We start from the raw sequence: 24,053 nt of genomic DNA, 5'->3' as shown, positions 1-24,053 counted from the left end.
ACTGGGTGTTGTTTATAGCGGTTGTGGACTGTGCTGACAACCGCCGTGAGTAAAGGCTTACTTTGGTTTGTGAGCCGCTACAGAGTAATTCCATACCGGGGTGCTGCGGAACTGGGGTTCCCATGTGATAAGCTCCCGGCCCCCATCCATTTTGAAGGAGATTATTCCATGGCGGGTGTTATGCAGGGTCAGGTGACCTGGGTGAACGGTGTCACTTTTGTCGGTGAGTCCGGCAGTGGCAATTCGGTGGTCATGGAAGGTGGCCAAAAGAACAACGGTATCCGCCCGATGGAAATGATTCTGCTGGGGGTGGGCGGCTGCGCTTCCTACGACGTGGTAGGCATTCTGCAGAAGGCGCGCCAGGATCTGGTCAGCTGTCACGTTGAACTCAAGGGTCACCGCCCCGATGCGGTTCCGGCACCGTTTGAAAAGATCGAGATGGAATTTGTGGTGCGTGGGCGGAATATCAAAGAGGCGCAGGTGGCGCGCGCGGTGGAACTGTCCGCGGAGAAGTACTGCTCGGCATCCATCATGCTGGGCAAATCCGGGGTGGAAATCGTCCACAGCTACCGGATTGAAGAGGTGTGAATCGGACTTGTTAGCTGGTTCAGCCGGAAAAATAAAAAACCCCGGGTCTCGTCGAGAACCGGGGTTTTTTATTGGCGAGAAATACCCAGGGGCTGCGACTAGACCCGGTAAGTGACAGACGTCATCGCCTTGGACACCATCGTCATCAGTCCCTTGACCGGGCCGGGAAAGCGCGCGCCACCGGCATCCAGCGCCGCGTGCTGGTGCTTGGCTTCGTCCACCAGCATCTGCTCGACCACCGCGCGACTGCGTTGATCCTGAGCGGGTAAACGCTGGAGGTGATCTTCCAGGTGCTTGCACACCTGCTCTTCGGTCGCGGCCACAAACCCTAGGCTGACCTTGTCACTGATCTTGCCGGCGGTCGCACCAATCCCGAAGGAAAGGCCGTACCACAGCGGATTCAGCAGGCTGGGGCGGCTGTCGAGCTCCTGCAAACGCTGCTCACACCAGGCCAGGTGGTCGATCTCCTCATCTGCCGCATGTTCCATTTCCGCCCGTACCTGCGGCAGCTTGGCCGTCAGCGCCTGGCCCTGATACAGCGCCTGGGCGCAGACTTCACCGCTGTGATTGACCCGCATCAGCCCCGCCGCATGGCGGCGCTCGGCGTCCGACAGCTCGGCCTCGTCTGCGGATTTGGCTGGTGACGGGCGCTCGTGGCAGGGCGATCCCGGGCTCAGGGTGCGCAGGGCGCGATCCGCCTGCAGCAGCAGGCGGTCCAGTCCGGTCAGTTGGCGTTGGCTCATGGCAATTCTCCCACCGATGAGGCCATCAGGCCTCTTCAGACTGCTCGCGCTCGACCGCGCGGTAGCCGATATCCTTGCGGTAAAAAACGCCTTCCCAGTGGATATTGCGGGCGCACTGGTAGGCGTTTTCTTTGGCTTCCGCCACGGTGTCTCCCAGTGCAGTGGCGCAGAGCACACGGCCGCCGCTGGTCACAACACGCTCGCCGTCCAGGGCGGTGCCGGCGTGGAAAATCTTGGCATTTTCGCTGTCGGCCTTGTCGAGTCCGTTAATGGCATCGCCTTTGCGATAGCTGCCCGGGTAACCGTTTGCGGCCAATACCACACCCAGGGCCGGGCGCGTGTCCCACTCCACTTCCACCTTGTCCAGGCGCTTTTCGATGGCGGCCATACACAGCTCTACCAGGTCGGACTTGAGGCGCATCATGATCGGCTGGGTTTCCGGGTCACCGAAGCGGCAGTTGTACTCGATAACCTTGGGTGCGCCTTCTTCGTTGATCATCAGGCCGGCGTAGAGGAAGCCGGTGTAGGGCATGCCTTCGGAAGCCAGGCCTTTCACGGTGGGCTCGATGACTTCTTTCATCACACGGGCGTGGACATCCGGGGTGACTACGGGTGCCGGGGAGTAGGCGCCCATACCGCCGGTGTTGGGACCGGTGTCGCCGTCGCCAACGCGCTTGTGGTCCTGGCTGGTGGCCATGGGCAGGATGTTTTCGCCGTCGACCATGACGATGAAACTGGCTTCTTCGCCGGTGAGGAATTCTTCGATGACCACGCGGCAGCCGGCGTCGCCGAAGGCATTGCCGCTGAGCATATCGCGCACGGCCAACTCGGCCTGTTCCACAGTTTCGGCGACGATGACGCCTTTACCGGCGGCAAGGCCGTCAGCTTTGACGACGATGGGGGCGCCCTGTGCACGCACGTATTCGATGGCCGGTTCGACTTCGGTGAAGTTCTGGTAGGCGGCGGTGGGGATGGCGTGACGCTCGAGGAAGTCTTTGGTGAAGGCTTTGGAGCCTTCGAGCTGGGCGGCGGCTTTTTCTGGGCCGAAGATGTTGTGGCCGCGGGCGTTGAAGAAGTCGACGATGCCGGCAACGAGGGGGACTTCGGGGCCGACGATGGTGAGGTTGATGCCTTTTTCTTCGACCAGGTCAGACAGGGCGGAGAAGTTGTCGACGCCGATGTTGACGTTCTGGAGTTTGGGTTCGCGGGCGGTGCCGGCGTTGCCCGGTGCGACGAAGACGGTGTCTACGGCGGGGTTTTGGGCGGCCTTCCAGGCCAGTGCGTGTTCGCGGCCACCAGAGCCGATTACCAGGATATTCATTCTTGAGTTTCCCCGTGCCTGTTATTTAGGTGGGCTAGTTTAGCATTTTGCGCTGGGTTGCCGGGTAGAGACTGGTTTGGGAGGTAGTTAAGAGCGCTTCGTTGCCAGTCCTGTGGCGGTTCTGAAGCTGGTGCCCCTTTCCGAGACACGCCGTGAACCCATCCATGGGGGCTCGGCTGCGGCCGTCCTGGCCGCAGACGGTCTCGGAAAGGGGCACCAGCTCCAGAACCTTCCCGTATAACGCGGGAATATTACGTACCCGTGTCGGTAGTCGTATTAATTTGCGCTTAGTGACGGAAGTGGCGCATGCCGGTAAACACCATCGCCATACCGTGCTCGTCGGCAGCGGCGATCACTTCCTCGTCGCGCACGGAGCCGCCGGGCTGGATCACGGCGCTGATGCCGACCTTGGCGGCGTTGTCGATGCCGTCGCGGAAGGGGAAGAAGGCGTCTGATGCCATGACGGCGCCTTTGACTTCGAGGCCTGCGTGTTCGGCCTTGATGGCGGCGATACGCGCGGAGTTGACGCGGCTCATCTGGCCGGCGCCGACGCCGATGGTGCGGCCGTCTTTGGCGTAGATGATGGCGTTGGATTTGACCATCTTGGCCACTTTCCAGGCGAACAGCAGTTCGTCCATTTGCTCGTCAGACGGTTGCACCTTGGTGACCACTTTGAGGTCTTCCTTGGCGACCATGCCGTTGTCTTTTTCCTGGATCAGCAGGCCACCAGTGACGCGTTTGAAGTCGAACGCTGTCGGGCTTTCGCTGCCCCATTCGCCACATTCCAGCAGGCGCACGTTCTGTTTGGCGGAGACCGCTTTTGCCGCACCTTCGGAGACTTTGGGGGCGATGATGACTTCGGAGAACTGCTTGTCGACGATCAGCTGGGCGGTTTCGGCGTCCAGTTCACGGTTGAAGGCGATGATGCCGCCGAAGGCGGATTCCGGGTCGGTGGCGAAGGCCAGTTCGTAGGCGGTCTTGATGTCCGCGGCTACGGCGACACCGCAGGGGTTGGCGTGTTTGACGATGACGCAGGCGGGTTCGTCGAACAGTTTGACGGTTTCCAGCGCGGCGTCGGTGTCGGCGACGTTGTTGAAGGAGAGTTCCTTGCCCTGCAGCTGGCTGGCGGTGGAGACGGAGGCTTCTTCCGCGTCAGCTTCCACGTAGAAGGCCGCCTTTTGATGCGGGTTCTCACCGTAGCGCATGTCCTGGGCTTTTTCGAACTGCACGTTGAAGGTGTTGGGGAACTCGCGGGCTTCGTTGCTGGTGTTACGCGCGCCGAAGTGGTTGGCGATCATGCCGTCGTACTGCGCGGTATGTTCGAATGCCTGCACCATCAGGTCGTAGCGGGTTTCGTAACCCAGCTGGCCGTCGTTGGCTTTCATTTCCTCGATCACGGTGTCGTAGCTGTGGGCGTTGACCACGATGGCGACGTCTTTGTGATTCTTGGCGGCGGAGCGGACCATGGTGGGGCCGCCGATGTCGATGTTTTCGATGGCGGTGGGCAGGTCGCAGTTAGGGTCGGCGACGGTGGCCTTGAAGGGGTAGAGATTGACCACGACCATGTCGATGGGCTTGATGCCGTGTTCACTCATTACCGCGTCGTCTTTGCCGCGACGGCCAAGGATGCCGCCGTGCACTTTCGGATGCAGGGTTTTGACGCGGCCGTCCATCATTTCCGGGAAGCCTGTGTAGTCGGAAACTTCCACTACCGGGATACCGGCTTCGCCCAGCTGGCGGTAGGTGCCGCCGGTGGAGAGGATCTCCACACCCATTTCAGAGAGCTCGCGGGCAAATTCCACAATGCCGGTTTTGTCAGAAACGCTGATCAGCGCGCGGCGAACGGCCACCTTGTCAGTCATATTGCATCATCCATCTGAAGTTAAAAAAGAGCATTTGCGGCACATGCATGACAAACAGGTGCCGCCGCGGCCGGAGGCCGGCGCGAGCCCCCAAAATGTCAGTAGATTCACACATCTGCGCCAGCATTTTGGGGGCGACGATGAATTGGGCATGGGCCGAAGGCGCCGCGTTGAAGCGGCCGGACCGATCCAATTCATCATAAACAGAAAATAGCGAGGGGGGATGGGTAAAACCCATCCCCCCTCATCGAATTTTTACCGCTCCGGCTTATGTCTGCCGGTAGCGGTGGGCTGCCTTACAGCAGACCGTAGCGCTTGAGCTTTTTACGCAGGGTTCCCCGGTTGAGGCCCAGCATTTGCGCGGCGCGTGTCTGGTTGTGGCGGGTGTGTTTCATTACCACTTCCAGCATCGGTGCTTCAATCTCGGACAGAACCATGTCGTAGACTTCAGTCACCATCTGGCCGTCCAGGTGACGGAAGTAGTTTTCCATCGCCTGCTCAACCGCATCGCGCAGTGACTGCTGCTGCGGTTGTTGTAGTTGTGTCTGGCCCCCGGTGGATGCCACATCACTGGCATCCGGAATCAGTGCTTCATTATTCATGCCGCTTTTGCCCCTCTAGTTATTCGGCGTTCAAACCACTCACGAACGCTGGCATGTTGTGCTTCTGCGCTATCAATTTGGTTAAAGGTCTTGCGAAAGGACTCGCTGTCGGCGAGTGTTTTTACGTACCAACCCACGTGTTTGCGGGCGATGCGTACCCCCATAACCTCACCATAAAAACGATGTAGCTCACTCAAGTGAGTAAGCAATATGTCCCTGACTTCTTCCAGTGATGGCTCCGGTAGCTGCTCTCCCGTTGCGAGGAAGTGAGCAATCTCCCGGAAAATCCATGGACGTCCCTGAGCCGCACGGCCAATCATGACCGCCCTGGCGCCGGTGTAGTCCAACACCTTGCGGGCCTTTTCCGCGCCGGTGATATCGCCGTTGGCAAAGACCGGAATCTTTACCGCAGACACAATCTCGGCAATGGTATCGAATTCGGCCTGACCATGGTAGCCACAGGCGCGGGTGCGTCCGTGAACCGCCAGGGCAGTGATCCCGAGATCTTCGGCCATTTTGGCCACCGTCACTCCGTTGCGGGAATCCGGACACCAGCCGGTACGAATTTTCAGCGTTACCGGTACTGAGACGGATTGCACCACCGATTCCAGAATGTCGGCGACCAGTTTTTCGTCGCGCAGCAGGGCAGAGCCCGCCGCTTTTTTGCACACCTTCTTTGCCGGGCAGCCCATATTGATGTCTATGATCTGGGCGCCGCGCTCAACATTTGCCTGTGCAGCTTCGGCCATCATCTGTGGATCGCCACCGGCAATCTGAACGGAGATGGGGCCGGCTTCTCCGCTATGATCCAGGCGCATTCGCGATTTGCGGCTGTCCCACAGGCTGGTGTCAGAGGTAACCATTTCCGACACCACCAGGCCTGCACCGAGTTCGCGGCACAGTTGGCGGAAGGGGCGATCAGTAACGCCGGCCATGGGCGCCAGTATGACTGGCGCACCGATGTTATAGGGGCCTATGGCGAAGCTGCTTGGCAATTCCGTGGGCAACTGCGCCCTCCCGCGGGTTAATTCCTGCCGGGGATCTTGCTTTCGATCCCCGCGAGGGCAAATAGGGTGTCTGAAGAGCGGCCTATAATAGCGGCTGGTCGGCCGCTGGAAAAGCGAAAAAGCGCGCAAATTGTTCGATGGCTGGCCGTTTAGGGCGAAGTTTGTGCAGTAACACGAAGATTATTACGCCGCGCAGGGTTCTTTACTGCCTACTGCTTCGCGATGCGCAGCTCATAGTTCACGGCGTCCTCGCCCGGGTCGACAATATCGAGGGCGATATGTACCGGGTTGCCGCTGGGCATCAGCTGGCGCCCGGAAAGCTCGCCCTTGAGGTATTCCTGAGGCTGGAAACGACGGCTGGCGACAGGGGCGTTCTTCAGGTCGGTAAAGCGCAGCTGTAGTGCCGGGAAAGGCTGGTCAAAGGGTGCCCGGTTCAGTAGTACCGCCTCCACCGCCAGCGCGCCGGGAATGGAGGGGTGGCTGCGCACCACCAGGTTGGCGGTATGAATGGCATTGATGTCCACCTGTGCCGGCAGTTTGCACCCCAGTAGCGGACACAGTTGCGCATAGATACCGCGCCAGGGGTCGCGCTTGCTCAGGGTGTCGAAACGGAAGTAGGCGACCTGGGCTGCCAGTGTCAGCATTAAAAGTACGCTGCCGAGTGTCCACAGCCAGGCTGGCACCCGGTTGTGTCGCCGGGGCTGCCAGTTCACTTCGATGGGCGCCGGACCTATGGCGGAAATCAGCTGGTCTCTGGGGAGCAGTGGGGCCTGGTCGCGTTGCCGGGGGTCGATATGATCGTCGTGATCGTCCGGCAGGCTGCGCGGCTTCTGGTGCGTCGCACTTGCCCCGGTTAGGGGGCCGTTGTCGGAAAAGCGCTCGAGGTCCTCGTGCGCGTCGATATCGTCCGGCAGGATAAAAGGGTCATCTTCTGGTGCCTGGGGTAGTCCCAGGTCGTCGGTGAAGCTAAATTCGTCGCGGGCTGCTGCGGGCTCATCAAAGTCCGTCTGGGTACTGGGGGACTGGTCCCAGCTGTCTACACCACTGGATTCCTCCCGGGCGATCTCTTCAGCCCAGGGATCCTCGCTGGCAGCTTCCAGGTCTTCGCCGATACCCAGGTCCAGGTCTTGCTGGGCGTCTTTGTTATCCAGCTCCTGCCACTGCTGCTCGCCAAAAGCGTCATCGATCAGCGGGCTCTGGCGGGCGCGGTTCTCCGTGGCCGGCGCTCCCTGCGCTTTGTCGCCACTGGCCTTGCGGGCGGGGGCGATTTCGTCGGAAATACTTTCGGCGGAGTCGTCACCTTCCAGGTCAATATCGTCGTGGATCAGAAAGTCGTCGTCTTCCAGCAGTTCTTCAATGGCTTTCTTGCTCGCTGGCTGCGGGTCATCCTCGTTGAATACGATGTTTTCATCGGCGCGAAAGACTTGCAGGCAGGAGCCACAGCGCACGGCACCGCGAGCGGCGCGAAGCTGATCTTCACTGACGTGGAATGAGGTGCTGCAGTGGGGGCAGCGGGTGACCAGTTGCGACATGGATTTCGACGATTATTGCTTTGGCGGGGAAGTTTATCAGTCTGGTGGAGTTTGGCGTAGTGCCTACGTTTGGGAGCTTAAGGGTGAGCACAGTGGCGTCGCTGATGCCGATGGTCCTTTGCGGGACACGCCGTAAACCCATCCATGGGGGCTCGGCTGCGGCCGTCCTGGCCGCAGACGGTCCCGCAAAGGACCATCGGCATCAGCGCCTTAGCATTTGGCTTCAGGGGGTTATCTGATTCGTGTACCGCTGAGGCGAACCCAGTCTTCTTTCATACCGTCCGATTCAAAATCAATCCACTGGCTGTAAGCCGCCTTCACTTTGTCTGCCTGGCTGGAGAGGATGCCGGACAGGCAGATGCGGCCGCCGACCCGGGTGCGTTCTATCAGTTGCGGTGCGAGTTCTACCAGGGGGCCGGCGAGGATATTGGCCAGCATCAGATCGGCGCTGGCTTCACTGGCGGGCGGTGTTTTCTCCGGAAGGTATACCGGGAAGCGATCCGGGTCTATGCCGTTGCGTTTGGCATTGTCGCGACTGGCGATCAGGGCCTGGGGGTCGATGTCGGTGCCGAGGGCACTTTCAGCGCCGAGTAGTAGGGCGGCGATGCCGAGGATGCCGGAGCCGCAGCCGTAGTCGATGGCGGTTTTGCCGCTGACGGGTTCGCTGGCGAGCCATTGCAGGCACAGAAAGGTGGTGGGGTGGGTGCCGGTGCCGAAGGCGAGGCCGGGGTCCAGCAGCAGGTTGACGGCGTTGGGTTCCGGCGGTTCGCACCAGCTGGGGCAGATCCAGAGGTTGTCGGCGCACTGGATGGGTTTGTAGTGGCTCATCCATTCCCGCTCCCAGTCTTTGTCTTCAAGCTGTTCCCAGCGGGCGTTGGGGAGCAGTTCGCAGAGGTGGGAGGCGGCTTTGGCTTCGGCGATGTTGGTGTCAACTTCGGCGTCGAAGAGGCCGGTGACGAGGGTCTCGTCCCACAGAGGCGTTTCGCCGAGGCCCGGCTCTAGAATGGGCTGGTCGGCATTGTCTTGCAGGGTGACGGAGACGGCACCGGCGAACAGCAGGGCATCTTCGATTTTGCCTGCCTGTTCTCGATTGGTGTTTACGCGGAGTTGGAGCCAGGGCATTGAGTGTAATCCGAAGTTCGGTGGTTTAAGTTTTCCCGAAGTCCTGAGGCGCTGCTGCCCCCGGTAAGGCTTTGCGGGACACGCCGTGAACCCATCCATGGGGGCTCGACTGCGGCCGTCCTGGCCGCAGACGGTCCCGCAAAGCCTTACCGGGGGCAGCACCTTCGATTCGGACTGCGGTGCTACTTGGGTAGTGCGGAAATTGGCTTACAGGGTAAGAAAGGTCGGGCTAAAGGGGAAGTGCCGGGTATCGGTTTTCAAAAGCGTCGGCGACAGGGACGTCGCCGACGCAGCGTACAGGGATGTATTCACTGGGGGGCGCCCAGCTCGGTTTTGAAAACCGATACCCGGTGCTGCCCCGCCACGGTGGTGGGACAGAACTGCATACCTTCAGGTTGGGATACACAGTGCCGAGGGCTTATTCGAGACCCAGCTTCTTCTCGAGATAGTGGATATTCACCCCACCTTTAGCGAATTCCGCATCGCGGACCAGTTCTTCCTGTAGCGGAATATTGGTCTTGATACCGGTGATGATGGTTTCGCTCAGCGCCACTCGCATCCGCGCCAGCGCGGTTTCGCGGTCTTCGGCGTAAGTGATGATCTTGGCAATCATCGAGTCGTAGTTCGCCGGGACGGTGTAGCCGGAGTAGAGGTGAGAGTCCACGCGTACACCGAGGCCGCCAGGGGCGTGGTAGTTTTCTACCTTGCCGGGGCTGGGGAAAAAGTTCTTCGGGTCTTCGGCGTTGATACGGCACTCGAACGCGTGGCCGGTGATCTTGATGTCTTCCTGCTTGAACGACAGCTTCTCACCCGCGCACACGCGGATCTGTTCCTTGATCAGGTCCACGCCGGTCACCATTTCGGATACCGGGTGCTCCACCTGAATACGGGTGTTCATTTCAATGAAATAGAAACGCTCGTCTTCATACAGGAATTCGAAAGTGCCGGCACCGCGGTAGCCGATATCGATACAGGCCTGAACACAGGCATCCTGCACACCTTTGCGTACGTCGTCCGGAATGCCCGGGGCCGGGGCCTCTTCCAGGACCTTCTGGTGTCGACGCTGCAGGGAGCAGTCGCGGTCACCGAAGTGCACCGCATTACCCTGGCCGTCGGACATCACCTGGATTTCCACGTGGCGTGGGTTCTGCAGGAATTTTTCCATATACACGGTGCTGTCGCCGAAGGCGGCACCGGCTTCGGATTTGGTCACCGAGATGGCGTTCAGCAGGGCGCCTTCACTGTGCACCACGCGCATGCCGCGACCACCACCACCGGCGGCGGCCTTGATGATCACCGGCAGGCCGATTCGGCGGGCAATCTCCAGGCACTTTTCGCCGTCGGCGGGCAGTGGGCCGTCTGAACCGGGTACTGTCGGCACGCCTGCTTTTTTCATCGCGGCGATGGCGGATACCTTGTCGCCCATCAGGCGAATGGTATCGGCGTCGGGGCCGATGAAGGTGAAGCCGCTTTTCTGTACCTGCTCGGCAAAGTCAGCGTTTTCCGCCAGGAAACCGTAACCCGGGTGTACCGCTACCGAGTCGGTGATTTCCATCGCCGAAATAATGGCGGGAATGTTCAGGTAGCTCTGGGGCGAAGGGTTGGGGCCGATACAAACGGCCTCGTCTGCCAGACGCACGTGCTTGAGATCGCGGTCGATCTGCGAGTGGACGGCAACGGTGCCGATGCCCATCTCTTTACAGGCGCGCAGGATGCGCAACGCGATTTCGCCGCGGTTGGCGATCAGGATTTTTTCAAACATGTAATGGTGCCCCCGCTCAGGAAATGGTCACGAGCGGCTGGTCGAACTCTACCGGTTGTCCGTCTTCCACCAGGATGGATGCGATGGTGCCCGCTTTGTCGGCTTCGATCTGGTTCATCATCTTCATGGCTTCGACGATGCAGATGACGTCGCCCACTTTTACCTGTTGGCCAACTTTCACAAAAGGATCGGCGCCCGGGCTGGCGGCAGCGTAGAAGGTGCCCACCATTGGTGATTTCACCGGGTGGCCGGTCAGGGCCGGTACAGATTCTGCACTGCTTTCTGCGGCGGCGGGGGCTGCCGGAGCGACAGGTGCGGCGGCCGGTGCCGCAGGTGCCATCATCGGCATCGCCATTTGTTGTGCCTGCATGGCGGCAGCGCCGCTGACGCCGCGGCTGATGCGCACGGACTCTTCGCCCTCTTTGATTTCCAGCTCGCCGATGTCGGACTCTTCGAGCAGTTCAATCAGTTTTTTGATCTTGCGGATATCCATAACAGTGTCACTCTTGATCTTGTGATTTTGTGGTCAGGGTGCCGGCGCTTGGCGTGGACGGCCCCCATAAATGAAATTCTTTCGAAATCGATTCAACGTCGCTTTTAAAGTCGCGTTTAAAGCCGCTTCAGGGCCGCCTGTAGCGCCAAAGTGTAGCTATCTGCTCCAAATCCGCAGACAACGCCCAGGGCCAGATCCGATAAATAGGAATGGTGGCGGAAGCTTTCGCGGGCGTGGGGATTGGAGAGGTGGACTTCAATAAAGGGAATTGCCACCCCCGCCAGGGCGTCGCGCAGGGCGACACTGGTATGGGTGTAAGCTGCCGGATTGATGACAATAAAGTCCACTTTGTCGGCAAAAGCCTGGTGAATGCGTTCTACCAGCCCTGCTTCGCTGTTGCTTTGCAGGCAGTCAAACTCGCAGCCGGCCTCGGCGCACTGGGCGCGGGCGGCTTCATTAATCTGCTCCAGAGTAGTGGAGCCGTAAATCTGCGGCTCGCGGGTGCCCAGCAGGTTCAGGTTGGGCCCATGCAGCAAAAGCAGTTTAGCCATTCGGTGCCTCGCTCGATGCTTCACTCTTCGTATTGGAGGGGCGCAAGAAAATGTGACTAAAATCCGGGAAAAGTCATTCAACTTGCCGGAAAACAGCGTCAATCAGCTGATTTGCCGAAATTGGACGCGAGTTTGCCGCAAAAGTGACCCTCTGTCCATGCCCCAAAGTGGGAAATCGAGAAGTTGCGCGCAGTTCGGCGAATTTCCCGCCCATATTACTGCAAAGTTTTATAAGCGCTGGCTTATTCGCCTGATGGATTGGCTACAAAGGCTGGGTCGGGATCTTGGTTGGATGCAGGCCTGGATGGCCGGGCCGGGTGGCCGTGCGGGTAACTGGCGTTACCCGTTGTCCCCGGCCACGGCTTCGCTGCCGCTGGCATCGCGCATGGCGGCGAGAAGACCGTCACGCGTGAGAATCTGCGGCAGTATCTGGGCTTCGCCGCCACCGGCGGGGTAAAGCAGATAGAGCGGCACACTGGAGCGCCCGTAACGGGACAGCAATTCTGTAATTTGCGGGTCCTGGTTGGTCCAGTCACCCTTCAGCGCGGTAAAGCCAAGGTTGCCGACGGCGTCGACCACGGCGTCGCTGGAGAGCACCACTTTTTCATTGGCCAGGCAGGTAATGCACCAGGCGGCGGTCATGTTGATGAGTACCGGGCGGCCCTCGTTGCGGGCGGCCTGCAAGGCTTCCGGTGAATAGGGTTGCCAGTAGCCGCTCTTTTGCGTCTGTGCCATTTGCGTGCCGCTGGCACCCAGGTTCGGCAATACCCAGGCCGCCCCGGCGACGGCGGCGATGGCAAAGGCGCTGCGCAGCCAGGGTTTGTTGCTGGCGGTCTGTGGGCCTGGCCACAGCCATAGGGCAAAGGCGATGGCGACGGCGCCGGCGAGTACCAGTGCTACCCCGTCGCTGCCGGTTTGGCGCCCGAGCACCCACAGCAGCCAAACAGCGGTGAGATACATGGGGAAGGCCAGCAGCTGTTTGAGGTTTTCCATCCAGGGACCGGGGCGCGGCAGGCGCTGGGCCAGCGTCGGCAGGTACGTCAGTAGCAGGAAGGGGGCCGCCATACCGGCGCCGAGTGCGGCGAACACGGACAGGGCGACAGGTGCAGACTGGGTGACGGCAAAGCCCAAAGCTGAGCCCATTAAGGGCGCAGTGCAGGGGCTGGCCACCACCGTGGCCAGAGCGCCGGTGCTGAAGGAACTGCCCAGGCCTTTGCCCTGGCTGCCAGCGCCGAGACCCATCAAGCGTCCACCAAACTCAGTGACGCCGGACAGGCTGAGGCCCATGGCAAAAAACAGGTAGACCAGCACGGCAACCACCGCGGGGGACTGCAGCTGGAAGCCCCAGCCCACCGCCTCGCCGGCCGCGCGCAACAGCAGCATGATGGCGGCGATCAGGACAAAAGTACTGACGGTGCCGGCGGTATAGGCCCAGCCGTGCAGATGCTGGCGGTCACCGCCGTGGGTGATCGCCAGCGCCTTGATCGACAAAACCGGGAAGACACAGGGCATCAGGTTCAACAAAAGGCCGCCGCCAAACGCCAATAGGATGGCCAGCAGCAGACTACTGCTAGCCCCATTGGGTGCGTTGCGTTCCAGGGCCTGGCTGAGCGGGCCCTGGCTGAGCGGGACCTTGTTAGCCCCACCCGGACCGGTGCCGTCGTGGGGCACCGCGGTCTGGCCTGCCGGATCAATCTGGAAATTCCGCACCTGTGGCGGGTAGCAGAGGCCGGCATCCGCACAGCCCTGGTAGTGCACCTGAATTTGCAGCGGTTTGTCGCTATCCAGTTGCAGTGGAACTTCCAGCTGCCAGCGGTAGACCTCGGTGTCTTTTTCGAAGTAGTCGTCCCAGATAACCTCGCCTTTTTCCAGTGTCAGCGGCAGCTCGGTTTTCTGCTCGCCATCCACCTTGTAGAGGCGCAGCTTGTCGCGATACAGGTAGTACTCGGGCGCAATTTGGAACAGCGCGCTGGCGCCGCTGTCAGTAAACAGGAAATCCAGTTGGTAGGCCTGGTCGACCGGTAGGAATTCATCCTGGGCGCCGCCAAGTGCGCCAAAGCCTGAAGACTGTGCGCTGGCAACAGAGAAGCCGCCGCTGGCTACAGGCGATTTTTCTGCCGCAAGCAGGGCTGAACTGGTCAGCAGCAGCGCAAACAGCGCGGCGAGCTGTGCCGCCAGAATCGTCCGGAATGGCAGTGATTTTTTTTCTCGCAGGCCAGAAGTCTTCACAGTCATGGGTAACAAAATTCTTTATAGTCGGGATCACTTGGACTGAAATTGCAGGCTGCTGTTCCCGGTTTATCCAGCGGTCTTTCCAATGGTTGTGTCAGTGGTCGTTCCAAAAAGGGGCGGCATTGATCCGCCGGCTTGGCCTTGATGGGGCACCCCTGCAGTGAACGGGCAGTATAGCGGTGGTGGCGGTACAAAAAAACAACAGTCGAAGGGCACTTGCTCGGGACTACGTTGATAGGTACTCGGCACAAGGGTGACAGGTATCAGACAGCGATCAGGACGGATATCAGAAACGTGAACTCCATTGCAAATTCGAACGCCGATAGCAGCTCCGGACATTTTTTGCAGGCAGCGCGCACTGCCAAGCTGGTTGCCGGCGCCTTGCTGCTCACGCTGTTTGCAGGCTGTGCATCAACAACGCCACCACCGGCGTCGCCACAACCGCCCCCACCCCCGCCGCAACCGGTGGGTCCCAGCCCGGAGGAAATCAAGCGTCGTACCGTGCAGCACTTTTTACAGCGGGCCGAGGTGGCCCAGCGCGAGGGCTTTATCACCATGCCCGCAGGCGCGAGCGCCTACGACTTTTATCTGCAGGTGTTGCAGCTGGATCCGGGGAATACTCAGGCGACCGCGGGCGTTCAGACCCTGGTGATGGATCTGGTTGGCAGAGCGCGCGATGCCCTGCGCCAGCGCGCTTTTGGGCAGGCCAACAGTTTACTGAATACCGCGGATGAGATTGCGCCGGGGAACCCGCTATCGAAAGAAGTGCGCACGCAGGTGCAGCGGGAGCAGCGTCGCGCCAGAGAGGATGTCACTCTCGATGGTCCGGCGGCACAGACAGTCGCGCTGCCTCCGGCTGAATTGTCGGCACAATCGGCATCCATGGTGCAGATGCTGGCGGCCACGGCCGAGCGCATCCGCCAACACCAGCTGCGGGTGGTGATTGTGGCGCGCACCGATGCCGAGGGCCGCTGGATTTACGGCCAGTTGCGTCAGGCGGTACCCGGCTACCGGGTGCGGGGTGATATAAAGCTCGGCAATCCTCCGCGATTACTGTTACAAAAGATGCAATAACCTTGTCACCGGGCCAGGTGTCGTAAAGACACCGCGGGAGCGAATGTATGAAGCGAGAGAAAACGGTTTGTAATGACCGCCGAGCTGCGGGGTTGCCTGTGGCGCTGGCGTCGGTACTGGCGTGGATGCTTGCGCTGGCGAGCGGCTTCGCGGCCGCTACCGCTACCGCAGAAATCGAGGCCAACGGCTTTGCCCGGGAGATGCCTCCGGGGGCGCCCATGGGGGCGGCCTATGTGACGCTGCGGAATCTTTCGGGCAAAGCGCGGGAATTGACCGGGGTGGAGTTGCCCGGGCATCCGCGGGGCCGCGTGACCATGCACGACACGCTGGACGTCGCGGGGGTAAGCCGGATGCGGGCACTGGAAAAAATTACCCTGCCGGGCAGTGGCACTGTTGAAATGCGCCCCGGGGCTACCCATCTGATGGTTGAGGGCGTGGCCCTGCGGGCGGGAGAAATACTGCCGGTGAAACTGGTGTTTGCCGATGGCTCCAATATCCAACTGGCGTTGCCGGTGCTGGGCCTGAACGACAGCGCTGCAGGCACGCGGGCGGCTCCGGATGCCGCGGGGCACGCGCATCATCATCACCACGAGGGTTGAACGTTCGCGCCAAAATGCACTCTAGGAGTGCTCGAAAATTCGAGATGCTTGATAACCAATAACCGTTGGGCGAGATGCGTCTGCGCCCATTTCCCAAACAATGCAGGAGGGGGATCATGAAGAAATTAACCGCAATATTGGTGACCGGCCTTGCCGTTATCCTGGCCGCGTGCGCCCACAGCCCGGTACAGGTGGTGGTAAAGCCCCAGGTCCAGGTGGCGCCCGACAATATTGGTTCCGGCTACAGCATTTATGTTCGCGGTGCCAACCAGCTGCAGGGAGGTGGCCTTGGCTCCCTTGGCGGTATCTATGCGGATTCCTCGAACGTGACCCTGGCGAACGATATTGAACAGTCCATGGCGACAGCGCTGTACCAGGGGTTTGAAGCCTGGTCCTTCCGCGGGGTGGAAACCGGGGGGGATGTCCAGGTGGTCGCTAACTTGACGGACCTCAGCTACGACAGCCCCAACAAGCTGTATACGACCAAAGTTGATTCCGGTGCCTCGATCCAGTTGCAGGTCATGGTGAAAGGTGCAACTTTCTATGGCAACTACAGCACCAGCGGCAAGGATCGCAATTTGATCAAACCGAGCCGGGAGGAAGTGGAGGTCACCATCAACCAGTTGCTGAGTGCGACTTTGCAGCGGGCGTTTGAAGATGAAAAACTCAAATCCTTTCTGCGCCAGCACCTTTGATCCGGTTAACCTGTTATCCAGAGAGGCGCTTCAGGTTTAGATGAGACCAGCACCTGTGAATCGGGTCACAATTGTTGTTGGGGGCTAAGCCCTGAACCGCAAATGGTGGTTTCCGCGCCGCCAAAGAAGCCGGTATTATTTTCCCTGACGCGAGCGCCTTACGCCCACTTATGGCAGCCTGCAGAAGTCTGCCCGAGAAGTGCCGGCTCCCCGAGCCGGCCGAGATGGAATGCCATTGACTGAGTTCACGCCGAAAAACGCCGAATACCACGGCCAGCTGCAAGAGGTTGATACGGACGCATCGTCTGTAGGGCACCTCAGTGCAGCGGCTGCGGAACTGGCGCTGGGAGAAGTTGCCGATGGGGTCGTGGTTACCGATTGCAGTGGCCGCATTCGTTACAGCAATCCTCTGGCGGGAGAGCTCTGCGGCAATTTGATGGGGCTGTTACCGGGGCAGTTACTCGCCGATGGCCTGCCGCTGGTGGATGATCAGGGCAGCCGGCTTGACCTGAATCTGGTGGGGGATGAGAGCGCCGAAGGGGATATACCCAGCCGGCGCGAATTGCGCGCCAATATTCGCCGTGACACCGGTGAGCTGGTCGAGGTCAGCGTCCAGATCAACAGCCTCCGTGACGGGGTAAACCTGGAAGGTTATGTGCTGATACTGCGGCATACCTCCGAAGCCCGCAGAATTTCTTCCCGCCTCAGCTGGCAAAGCAGCCACGACGCCCTGACCCATCTCCCCAATCGGCAAACCTTCGAGTATGCGTTACAGCAGTTGCTGAACCAGGATACCGGACCCAAACAGCGCCATATCCTGCTGTACCTCGACGTATACCAGTTCAAAGTGGTCAACGACACCCTGGGTTACAGTGCCGGTGATGCCCTGCTGATTGCGCTGGCCAAGATTCTCACCCGTTGCCTGGGCAACGGCGATCTGCTCGGCCGCGTTGGCAGTGACGAGTTTGCATTGCTGTTGAAAGACTGCACCCTCGAGGAAGCCAAGCGCATTGTTACCCGCTTGCGCGAGGCGGTCAGTGGTTATGTATTCCAGTGGGACGACAGTGAAACCCGCCCGGCACTCTCCATTGGCGCGGTGAGCGTGGACACCCATGCTCCCCCCGCCAGCCAATTGCTGGCCTCGGCCAACGATGCCTGCAGCGCAGCGCGCGACCAGGGGCGCAACCGGGTGAAGTTTTTTGGTGACTCCCGCAAGGCACTGGAAAAGCGCCGCGAGAGTACCTGGCTGGCCGAGATTCACGCGGCCATCCGCGAGGATCGCTTGCTGCTCTACCGCCAGCCGGTCGTTGCCCTGCAAGACAAAAATCGGGTGCACCACTACGAGGTATTGGTGCGCATGCAGGGGCGCGATGGCGATGTGATCTCCCCCGGATTGTTCCTGCCGGCCGCAGAGCGCTACGGCATGATCGATGAGGTGGACCGCTGGGTAATCCGCAATATTTTCCGCTACATGGCGCTGGAGCAGAGCAGCGGCGCCGGTGGCTTCCACTACGCCATCAATATTTCCGGCATCAGTCTCGGGGATGAATTGTTTGCAGATTTCGTGCTGCGGGAGCTGACCGAGGCCGGGGTAGCGCCGTCGCGGGTACAGTTCGAGATCACCGAAACCTGCGCCATCAACAACCTGGATCGGGCGCTGGTGTTTATTCACAAGTTGCGCGCGGCGGGCTGCAGTTTTGCCCTGGACGATTTCGGCCGCGGCGCTTCGTCACTGGCGTATCTGCGCCAGTTACCGGTGGACTACCTGAAGATCGATGGTTCTTTCGTGCGTAATATGCTGGAAGACGAAATTGACAGCGCCATGGTCAGCACCGTGGATCACCTGGCCAAGCGCATGGGCATCAGCACCATTGCAGAATTTGCCGAAACCCCGGAGCTGCTGGAAAAGCTGCGGATTATGGGGGTGGATTACGCCCAGGGTTTCGGAATCGCCGCCGCTTCCTGCCTGCCAGAAATCAGCGGACCGCGGCCGACGACGGCAGTAAATTAGCGGCAAACGCGGTGAATCGTTAATGATTCGGTGAAACGGGCCCGCTCTTTCGCGGGCCCTTATCGTTATGCCTTGGCAGACCGGGCCAGCAGTCCCTGATGCTGCTCCGCGCGCAGTCTCGGGCCGTACTGGCTCACTACCTGTGCCGCAGCCCTGCAGGCCAATTCTCCCGCCTCCGCAAAACCCATGTCGCGGTTGATGCCGTACAGGAAGGCGCCGGCAAACATATCGCCTGCGCCATTGGTGTCGATCGCCTTGATACTTGGCGCCGCAACGCGGACTTCCTGTTCGCCGTCCCACAGCAGCGCGCCGTCCGCACCCAGGGTGATGGCGAAGGCTTTGCTGTAATTGCGTAGGGTTTGAGCCGCCTCTTCCAGGGACTGGGTGCCGCAGAACTGCAGGGCTTCGTCGCGGTTGCAGAACAGCAGGTCGACGCCGTTGCCGAGCATTTCTTTCAGGCCGTCGTGGAACAGTTGCACCATCATGGGGTCGGATAGGCTCAGGGCGGTTTTTACGCCGCTGGCTTCCGCCTGTTCGCGTAGGGCAATGGCCGCGGCGCGGCCGGTGGGGGAGGAGACCAGATAGCCTTCGATATAGGCCCAGCGGGACTGGCTCAGGGCACTGCTGTCCAGTTCTGCGGTGGAAAGCTCCGCGCTGATACCGAGAAAGGTATTCATACTGCGCTCGGCATCCGGGGTAATCAGTACCAGGCATTTACCGGTGGTACCTGCATCGGCGTTCTGTAGCGCTGCGGGATAGGCGACGCCGGCGGCGGCGAGGTTGTCGCGATAGAAATCGCCATTATCATCGGCGGCGACCTTACAGGAATAAAAGGTATCGAGGCCAAAGTAGCTGGCAGCGATCACGGTATTGGCGCCGGAACCGCCACAGGCGTGGCTCGCTGTGACCAGGTGGTTTTTGAGGTCGTCCACCAGCTGTTGCTGACGACTGTCGTCCACCAGTGTCATAACCCCCTTGTCGACGCCCAGGTCTTGCAGGTCACTGTCGGTGACTTCAATTTCGGTATCGAGGAGAGCGGCGCCGATGCCGTAGAGGTCGTACTGGTGCATAGTGATTTCCGTGGGGTTCCTTAGGGTTCGGTTGAGGATTCCGTTGCGGCTAGCCGCTGTATTCGGGCGTCTGTATTCAGGTGAGTGTGCAAAAGTAGTTTACAAACTCGGGCCCGCATCGGGCGGGCGCCGGGGCATTATGGCGGCCAGACGGTCAAGTGCAAGTTTGCAGCGGCGGCGGGAAATGACCCGCCGGGTTTGACTTGTGCCAAGCTGACCTTATAAAAGCTGGCTATAAAAAGGCGAGGGTGTGCCTGTGCTACCCGGCCGATTTCCTTTAGAGCAAAGAGTTTATTTAAAGCGATATGGCATCAACCAAGCGCCGTAATAACACAAGTAGTAACACAAAAGGCCGAAGAAACAGCTCTGGAAGGCTGCGCCGCTGGATCAAGCGCCTCAGTCTGCTGGCTCTGCTGGGAGTGCTGCTGCTCGCCGGCTATATGGTGTGGCTGGACGTGCAGCTGCGCGAGCGCCTCGACAGCCGCCAGTACCAGCTGCCGGCGCGGGTCTACGCGCGCCCGCTGGTCCTGCACTCGGGTATGGTCATGCGCCCGGATGAGCTGGAGTCGGAGTTTGCTGCGCTCAATTACAAGAAAGTCCCGGCGGTGGAAGAACCGGGGCAGTGGCAGCGCGACGGCATGGAATACCTGGTGTGGCGGCGCGACTTTATCCACGCCGACAAGCGCGAAGCAGCCGCCAAGGTTCGCTTCCGCCTGCGCAATGACGAGCTGACCGGGCTGCGCGACGAGGCTGGCGGCAGCCTCAAAGAGTTCCGTCTCGACGCGGCACCCATCGGCACCCTGCTCGGCGGTGGCGACGACCGTACGCCGGTGCGCGTAGAGGAGATACCACCGTTGCTGGGGGCCACCCTGATTGCGGTGGAAGACCAGGACTTTGTGCATCACTTCGGGGTGTCACCCCGGGGCATAGCCCGCGCCATGGTCGCCAATTTCAAGGCCGGCGGCGTGGTACAGGGTGGCTCCACCATCACCCAGCAGCTGGTGAAGAACATCTTCTTTGACCACAAGCCCAGCCTGTGGCGCAAATTCAATGAAGCCCTGATGGCCATCCTGATGGAGGTCCATTACGACAAGGCGTACATCCTGCAGGAATACATCAACGAAGTCTGGCTGGGGCAGCAGGGCAGTCGTGCCATTTACGGCTTCGGCCTGGCGTCGGAATTCTATTTCCAGAAGCCTCTCGCCCAGCTGGAACCGCACCAGATTGCACTACTGGTGGGGTTGGCCAAGGGCGCTTCCTACTACAACCCCTGGCGCAATCCGGAGCGGGCGCTGGAGCGGCGCAATACGGTGCTGGATGTGATGCTGGAGCAGAAGCTGGTCACCCAGGAACAGTACGACCGCCTGCGCAAAAAACCGCTGGAAGTGGCGGCTGCCGGCGCGGCGGCACAGAATCCCTATCCCGCCTTTACCGAGCGTCTTCTGGAAGAGTTGCGCCCCTATTACTCCGTTGAGGAATTGCGCACCGCGGGCCTGCGGGTATACACCACACTGTCTCCCTCGGTGCAGCAGCTGGCGGAAGACGCCATCAGCCAGGGCGCGGACAAGCTGGAAAAGGATCGCGGTATCAAAGCGGATTCCCTGCAGGGGGCCACGGTGATTCTGGAAAATGTCAGCGGCAATGTGCTGGCCATGGTGGGGGACCGCCGCCCCCACTATCCGGGATTCAACCGCGCTTTGGAGGCGCGTCGCCAGGTGGGTTCTCTGATCAAGCCGGCGGTTTACCTCACTGCGCTGGAGCGCACCCATGAATACAACCTTGGCACCCTGATCGATGATGCGCCCATTCGTGAAGTGACCCAGGATGGCCAGGTGTGGATGCCGGCCAACTTCAATAACCGCAGTCACGGCCAGGTGCCGCTGTATGTCGCCCTGTCGCGTTCCTACAATCAGGCCACCGCGCGCCTGGGCCTGGAGCTGGGCATAGAAAATGTGCGCCAGACCATTCGTCGCCTGGGGGTCCAGGCCAGCCTGCCGCGGTTGCCGTCTCTGTTTCTGGGGGCGGTGGAGATGACCCCGTTTGAAGTGGCGGGCATGTACCAGACCTTTGCCAATGGGGGGGAACACGTGGAACCGCGCACCCTGCTGGCAGTATCCGACGCCGATGGCAATCAGGTGCAGCGTTTTCGACCCAAATCCAATCGAGGAGTGGATGAAGTGCCCATCTACCTGCTGCGCTACGGCATGGAACAGGTGATGCGCGAGGGTACCGGCAAGAGCGCCTATCGCCGCCTGCCCAACAGTGTGCCCTTTGCCGGTAAGACCGGCACTACCAACAACTATCGCGACAGCTGGTTTGCCGGTTTTAGCCCGGGAGTGACAGCGGTGGTATGGCTGGGCCGGGATGACAACGAGCGCACCAGTCTCACCGGTGCCACCGGCGCCCTCAGTGTGTGGACCGAAATCATGCGCAAGCTGCCCCATCGCCATGGCCGCATCCAGGCGCCGCGCGGCGTGGAATGGAAGCCGGTCAATGAGAAAGGCGAGTATATGGATCCGCGCAATTGCCAGGGCGGGCGCGAGATTCCGGTGTCGGTGGAAAGCCGGCTGGAAACCGACCCCCGCTGCCAGAGCCGCGGCTGGTTCCGCAACTGGTTTGACCGCGAGGAAGAGAAGGACGTGGCGCCACGGGAGGATATGACCCCGGGCTGGGGTATCGACCCCGAGCAGCAACGCCGCGAGCAACTGCAGCGACAGCGGGAGCAGGAGCTGCGCGAACAGTTGCAGCGGGAGCAGCCCCAGTCGATTCCCCAACAGCGCGACGACCGCATCCGGGAAGAGGCGGTGCCACAGACGGAAGCGGAGCGCCTGCGGCGCCTGGAGGAGTCCGGCCGTATTCAGGAGCAGCGCTATCTCGAGGAGGAGCGCCGCGCCCAGGAAGAGCGCCGGGTTCTTGAGGAGCGCCTGCGGACGGAGGAGCTTCAGCGAGAACAAGAGCTTCAGCGAGAGGATGATCGCCGCCGCGGAGCGCCGGTTGAGGATGCGCAGCCCTGGCCGCCCCAGCAGGATGACCAGTGGCCGTAAACAACAGACTATGGCGTCATTGGTACTGAATCGGTCATAATTCACGGCGAAAGTGATTCTTATTTCACAAACCTGTGACTCATGCAGTACGGCTTTGATAAATTCATACTCGATACCGGGCAGTGGCACCTCACTGCTGGCGGTGCTGCGTTGGACGCAGATGCGCGCCAGTTACACCTACTTTCCCTTCTGATCGGGGCCTATCCCGACTGTTGCGAGCGCCAGTTTCTCCTCGACCAGCTGTGGCCAAATACGGTGGTATCGCACTGGTCCCTGGGCCGCCTGGTGTCTGACACACGCAAGTGGTTTCGCGAGCAGGGTTATCAGGGGCCGCTGATCCAGACACTGCATGGCCGCGGTTATCGGCTGTCGCCGGAACTGGCCGAACGGATGCAGCCGTTGGCAGAGTCCGCGGCGGAGGAATTACCCCTACCTGACAGGCCCGACGTGGCCATGATCCCGGAACCGCTCCCGGCAATGGAGGGCGGGGCCGCTACCGAGTTCTCGGAGCATTCTCCCGCCCCTGCGCCTGCCCCCGACAGTGCCGCGGCAGCGCCGCCCCGTCTCTCCTACTGGCGGACTCTGGCTGGATTGGGGGTATTGTTGCTAATCACCGCCCTGACGGTGTACCTGATTACCGCGCGCAGGATTCCCAGCGAAGGCGTGCCGCTGGTGATCGGTGAGGCGCCCAACGTGCGCGGTCGCCTCCTGTGGGTGGACGACAACCCGGACAACAATATTGCCGAGCGCAGCTACTTCGAATCTCAGGGAGTTGCGGTCTATATTGCGACCAATACGGAAGACGCACTGGTGCTATTGTCCATGTACCGCTACGACGCGGTGATCTCCGACATGGGGCGCGGGGATGAGCCGTTGGCCGGCTTTAAATTGATGGAGCGTATCCGCAGCAAGCAGAATCAAACTCCGTACTTTCTGTATACCATCATGCCGTCGGAATCCCAGCGACAGCTGGTGCGTCAGCGGGGCGGTAACGGCGTGGCGGTGACCTCCGAGGAACTTTACCAGCTGGTTTTGCCTCTGCTCGAGCGTCAATCGGGCGCCGAACCCGAGGGGCAAAGCTCTCTTCCCTAGCCTCTTCCTTAGTCTCTTCCTGGAGCTGCCCGGTTCCCTGCAGCCCCCGTAAATCGGGGGTTTCACAAGGTTTCAAAAGCTTTCAAAGACCGCAACCCCTCTTCCTAGCTAAATTCCCGCCAGCAGTTGGCTCTAAAGCGTCCCGTTCTGGGGAAAGCCACTGCGGCTGGGGGTAATTGGGAATTTAATGGGGGGAGATACGATGTTGGGGGCAGGTTTTCGGGTGCTGCTGGTGGGGGACAATGAGACCAGTGGTACCCTTGAGGGACCAGAGGTGAGCAGGGATTTACCGGGGGAACTGCCCTCGGTCAGGGAGGCTGCGGACTCCAGTCCGGCAACCCTGTTCAGCCGTCGGGAAAAAGAAGTTCTGGCACTGATTGCCGTGGGGGCGACCAGCGGGGATATCGCCGATCGACTGAGTATCTCCACGCACACGGTGAAGAATCATCGCAAAAATATTCTGCGCAAGGCCGGGTGCCGCAACTCGGGTCAGTTGATCGCCAAGTGTGTCGCGCGCAATATCGTGTGAAGCACGCGCTGAAACAGGCAAGCGAGTGCTGGAGAAGACAGGCAAGCAGCCCTGGCTAGGAACTGGATATCGCGAGTGCGTAAAACTTAACCGGCTTTTGCCGGTTTTTTTGTGGTCCCGGTTT

Annotated in this window: 21 protein-coding genes; 8 read left to right on the top strand and 13 right to left on the bottom strand. The window is 60.6% G+C overall.

Annotation, left to right across the window (positions count from 1 at the left end; translation table 11 throughout):
- The first annotated feature begins 180 nt into the window (after nt 1-180).
- Complete coding sequence (locus GRX76_RS00275) at nt 181-588, top strand: OsmC family protein (RefSeq protein WP_201276951.1); 408 nt, start codon at nt 181-183, stop codon at nt 586-588.
- A 98-nt stretch (nt 589-686) separates the two neighbouring features.
- Here GRX76_RS00275 and coq7 read toward each other — a convergent pair whose 3' ends face one another.
- The 12 genes from coq7 to GRX76_RS00215 form a co-directional block, all read right to left on the bottom strand.
- Nucleotides 687-1,331, bottom strand: coding sequence for a 2-polyprenyl-3-methyl-6-methoxy-1,4-benzoquinone monooxygenase (coq7, locus tag GRX76_RS00270; RefSeq protein WP_160151460.1), 645 nt, complete (start codon nt 1,329-1,331; stop codon nt 687-689).
- Between the two features lie 25 nt (nt 1,332-1,356).
- Entirely contained in the window at nt 1,357-2,652 is a 1,296-nt protein-coding gene (gene purD, locus GRX76_RS00265; protein ID WP_160151459.1) for a phosphoribosylamine--glycine ligase, read from the bottom strand.
- Between the two features lie 287 nt (nt 2,653-2,939).
- Nucleotides 2,940-4,514 (bottom strand): bifunctional phosphoribosylaminoimidazolecarboxamide formyltransferase/IMP cyclohydrolase, encoded by a 1,575-nt coding sequence (gene purH / locus GRX76_RS00260; RefSeq protein ID WP_160151458.1) that lies wholly within the window; start codon nt 4,512-4,514, stop codon nt 2,940-2,942.
- Nucleotides 4,507-4,752: a hypothetical protein gene (locus GRX76_RS00255; protein WP_160151457.1), complete on the bottom strand. Its 246-nt coding sequence runs from the start codon at nt 4,750-4,752 to the stop codon at nt 4,507-4,509. The genes purH and GRX76_RS00255 overlap by 8 nt, the downstream gene beginning before the upstream one ends.
- Nucleotides 4,753-4,810: 58 nt before the next feature.
- Nucleotides 4,811-5,116 carry a DNA-binding transcriptional regulator Fis gene (fis, locus tag GRX76_RS00250; protein ID WP_160151456.1) on the bottom strand — a complete coding sequence of 102 codons (306 nt, stop codon included), beginning with the start codon at nt 5,114-5,116 and terminating at the stop codon, nt 4,811-4,813.
- Nucleotides 5,113-6,123, bottom strand: coding sequence for a tRNA dihydrouridine synthase DusB (gene dusB, locus GRX76_RS00245; RefSeq protein WP_160151455.1), 1,011 nt, complete (start codon nt 6,121-6,123; stop codon nt 5,113-5,115). The genes fis and dusB overlap by 4 nt, the downstream gene beginning before the upstream one ends.
- Nucleotides 6,124-6,332: 209 nt before the next feature.
- A complete protein-coding gene (locus GRX76_RS00240; protein ID WP_160154739.1) occupies nt 6,333-7,655 on the bottom strand; it encodes a DUF3426 domain-containing protein in 1,323 nt (440 codons plus the stop codon).
- Nucleotides 7,656-7,886: 231 nt separating this feature from the next.
- Complete coding sequence (gene prmA / locus GRX76_RS00235; RefSeq protein ID WP_160151454.1) at nt 7,887-8,777, bottom strand: 50S ribosomal protein L11 methyltransferase; 891 nt, start codon at nt 8,775-8,777, stop codon at nt 7,887-7,889.
- A gap of 418 nt (nt 8,778-9,195) precedes the next feature.
- The gene (gene accC, locus GRX76_RS00230; RefSeq protein ID WP_160151453.1) at nt 9,196-10,539 is read right to left on the bottom strand and encodes an acetyl-CoA carboxylase biotin carboxylase subunit; all 1,344 of its coding nucleotides are present in this window, start codon (nt 10,537-10,539) and stop codon (nt 9,196-9,198) included.
- A gap of 16 nt (nt 10,540-10,555) precedes the next feature.
- Nucleotides 10,556-11,032, bottom strand: coding sequence for an acetyl-CoA carboxylase biotin carboxyl carrier protein (gene accB / locus GRX76_RS00225; RefSeq protein ID WP_160151452.1), 477 nt, complete (start codon nt 11,030-11,032; stop codon nt 10,556-10,558).
- A gap of 116 nt (nt 11,033-11,148) precedes the next feature.
- Nucleotides 11,149-11,583, bottom strand: a complete 435-nt coding sequence (aroQ, locus tag GRX76_RS00220) for a type II 3-dehydroquinate dehydratase (RefSeq protein WP_160151451.1) — start codon at nt 11,581-11,583, stop codon at nt 11,149-11,151.
- A gap of 339 nt (nt 11,584-11,922) precedes the next feature.
- Entirely contained in the window at nt 11,923-13,818 is a 1,896-nt protein-coding gene (locus GRX76_RS00215; protein ID WP_160151450.1) for a protein-disulfide reductase DsbD, read from the bottom strand.
- Between the two features lie 291 nt (nt 13,819-14,109).
- Here GRX76_RS00215 and GRX76_RS00210 point away from each other — a divergent pair, with 291 nt between their 5' ends.
- The 4 genes from GRX76_RS00210 (at nt 14,110) to GRX76_RS00195 (ending at nt 18,194) form a co-directional block, all read left to right on the top strand.
- Nucleotides 14,110-14,889, top strand: coding sequence for an N-acetylglucosaminyltransferase (locus GRX76_RS00210; protein WP_201276870.1), 780 nt, complete (start codon nt 14,110-14,112; stop codon nt 14,887-14,889).
- Between the two features lie 47 nt (nt 14,890-14,936).
- Nucleotides 14,937-15,488, top strand: a complete 552-nt coding sequence (locus GRX76_RS00205) for a copper chaperone PCu(A)C (RefSeq protein WP_160151449.1) — start codon at nt 14,937-14,939, stop codon at nt 15,486-15,488.
- Nucleotides 15,489-15,604: 116 nt separating this feature from the next.
- A complete protein-coding gene (locus GRX76_RS00200) occupies nt 15,605-16,183 on the top strand; it encodes a YajG family lipoprotein (RefSeq protein ID WP_160151448.1) in 579 nt (192 codons plus the stop codon).
- 229 nt (nt 16,184-16,412) lie between these two features.
- Entirely contained in the window at nt 16,413-18,194 is a 1,782-nt protein-coding gene (locus tag GRX76_RS00195) for a bifunctional diguanylate cyclase/phosphodiesterase (RefSeq protein ID WP_236250484.1), read from the top strand.
- 65 nt (nt 18,195-18,259) lie between these two features.
- Here GRX76_RS00195 and GRX76_RS00190 read toward each other — a convergent pair whose 3' ends face one another.
- Complete coding sequence (locus tag GRX76_RS00190; RefSeq protein ID WP_160151447.1) at nt 18,260-19,264, bottom strand: adenosine kinase; 1,005 nt, start codon at nt 19,262-19,264, stop codon at nt 18,260-18,262.
- A 305-nt stretch (nt 19,265-19,569) separates the two neighbouring features.
- On the opposite strand from GRX76_RS00190, the gene mrcB reads away from it, so the two are divergent.
- From mrcB to GRX76_RS00175, 3 genes are all read left to right on the top strand, one after another.
- The gene (mrcB, locus tag GRX76_RS00185) at nt 19,570-22,308 is read left to right on the top strand and encodes a penicillin-binding protein 1B (protein ID WP_160151446.1); all 2,739 of its coding nucleotides are present in this window, start codon (nt 19,570-19,572) and stop codon (nt 22,306-22,308) included.
- Between the two features lie 81 nt (nt 22,309-22,389).
- Nucleotides 22,390-23,400, top strand: a complete 1,011-nt coding sequence (locus GRX76_RS00180; RefSeq protein WP_160151445.1) for a response regulator — start codon at nt 22,390-22,392, stop codon at nt 23,398-23,400.
- A gap of 202 nt (nt 23,401-23,602) precedes the next feature.
- On the top strand, nt 23,603-23,929 hold the full coding sequence (locus GRX76_RS00175) for a response regulator transcription factor (protein ID WP_160151444.1): 327 nt from the start codon (nt 23,603-23,605) through the stop codon (nt 23,927-23,929).
- Nucleotides 23,930-24,053 lie beyond the last annotated feature (124 nt).

The sequence above is a fragment of the Microbulbifer sp. ALW1 genome, assembly GCF_009903625.1.
Classification (GTDB): Bacteria; Pseudomonadota; Gammaproteobacteria; order Pseudomonadales; family Cellvibrionaceae; genus Microbulbifer.
This window is presented reverse-complemented; position numbering and strand designations above follow the sequence as displayed.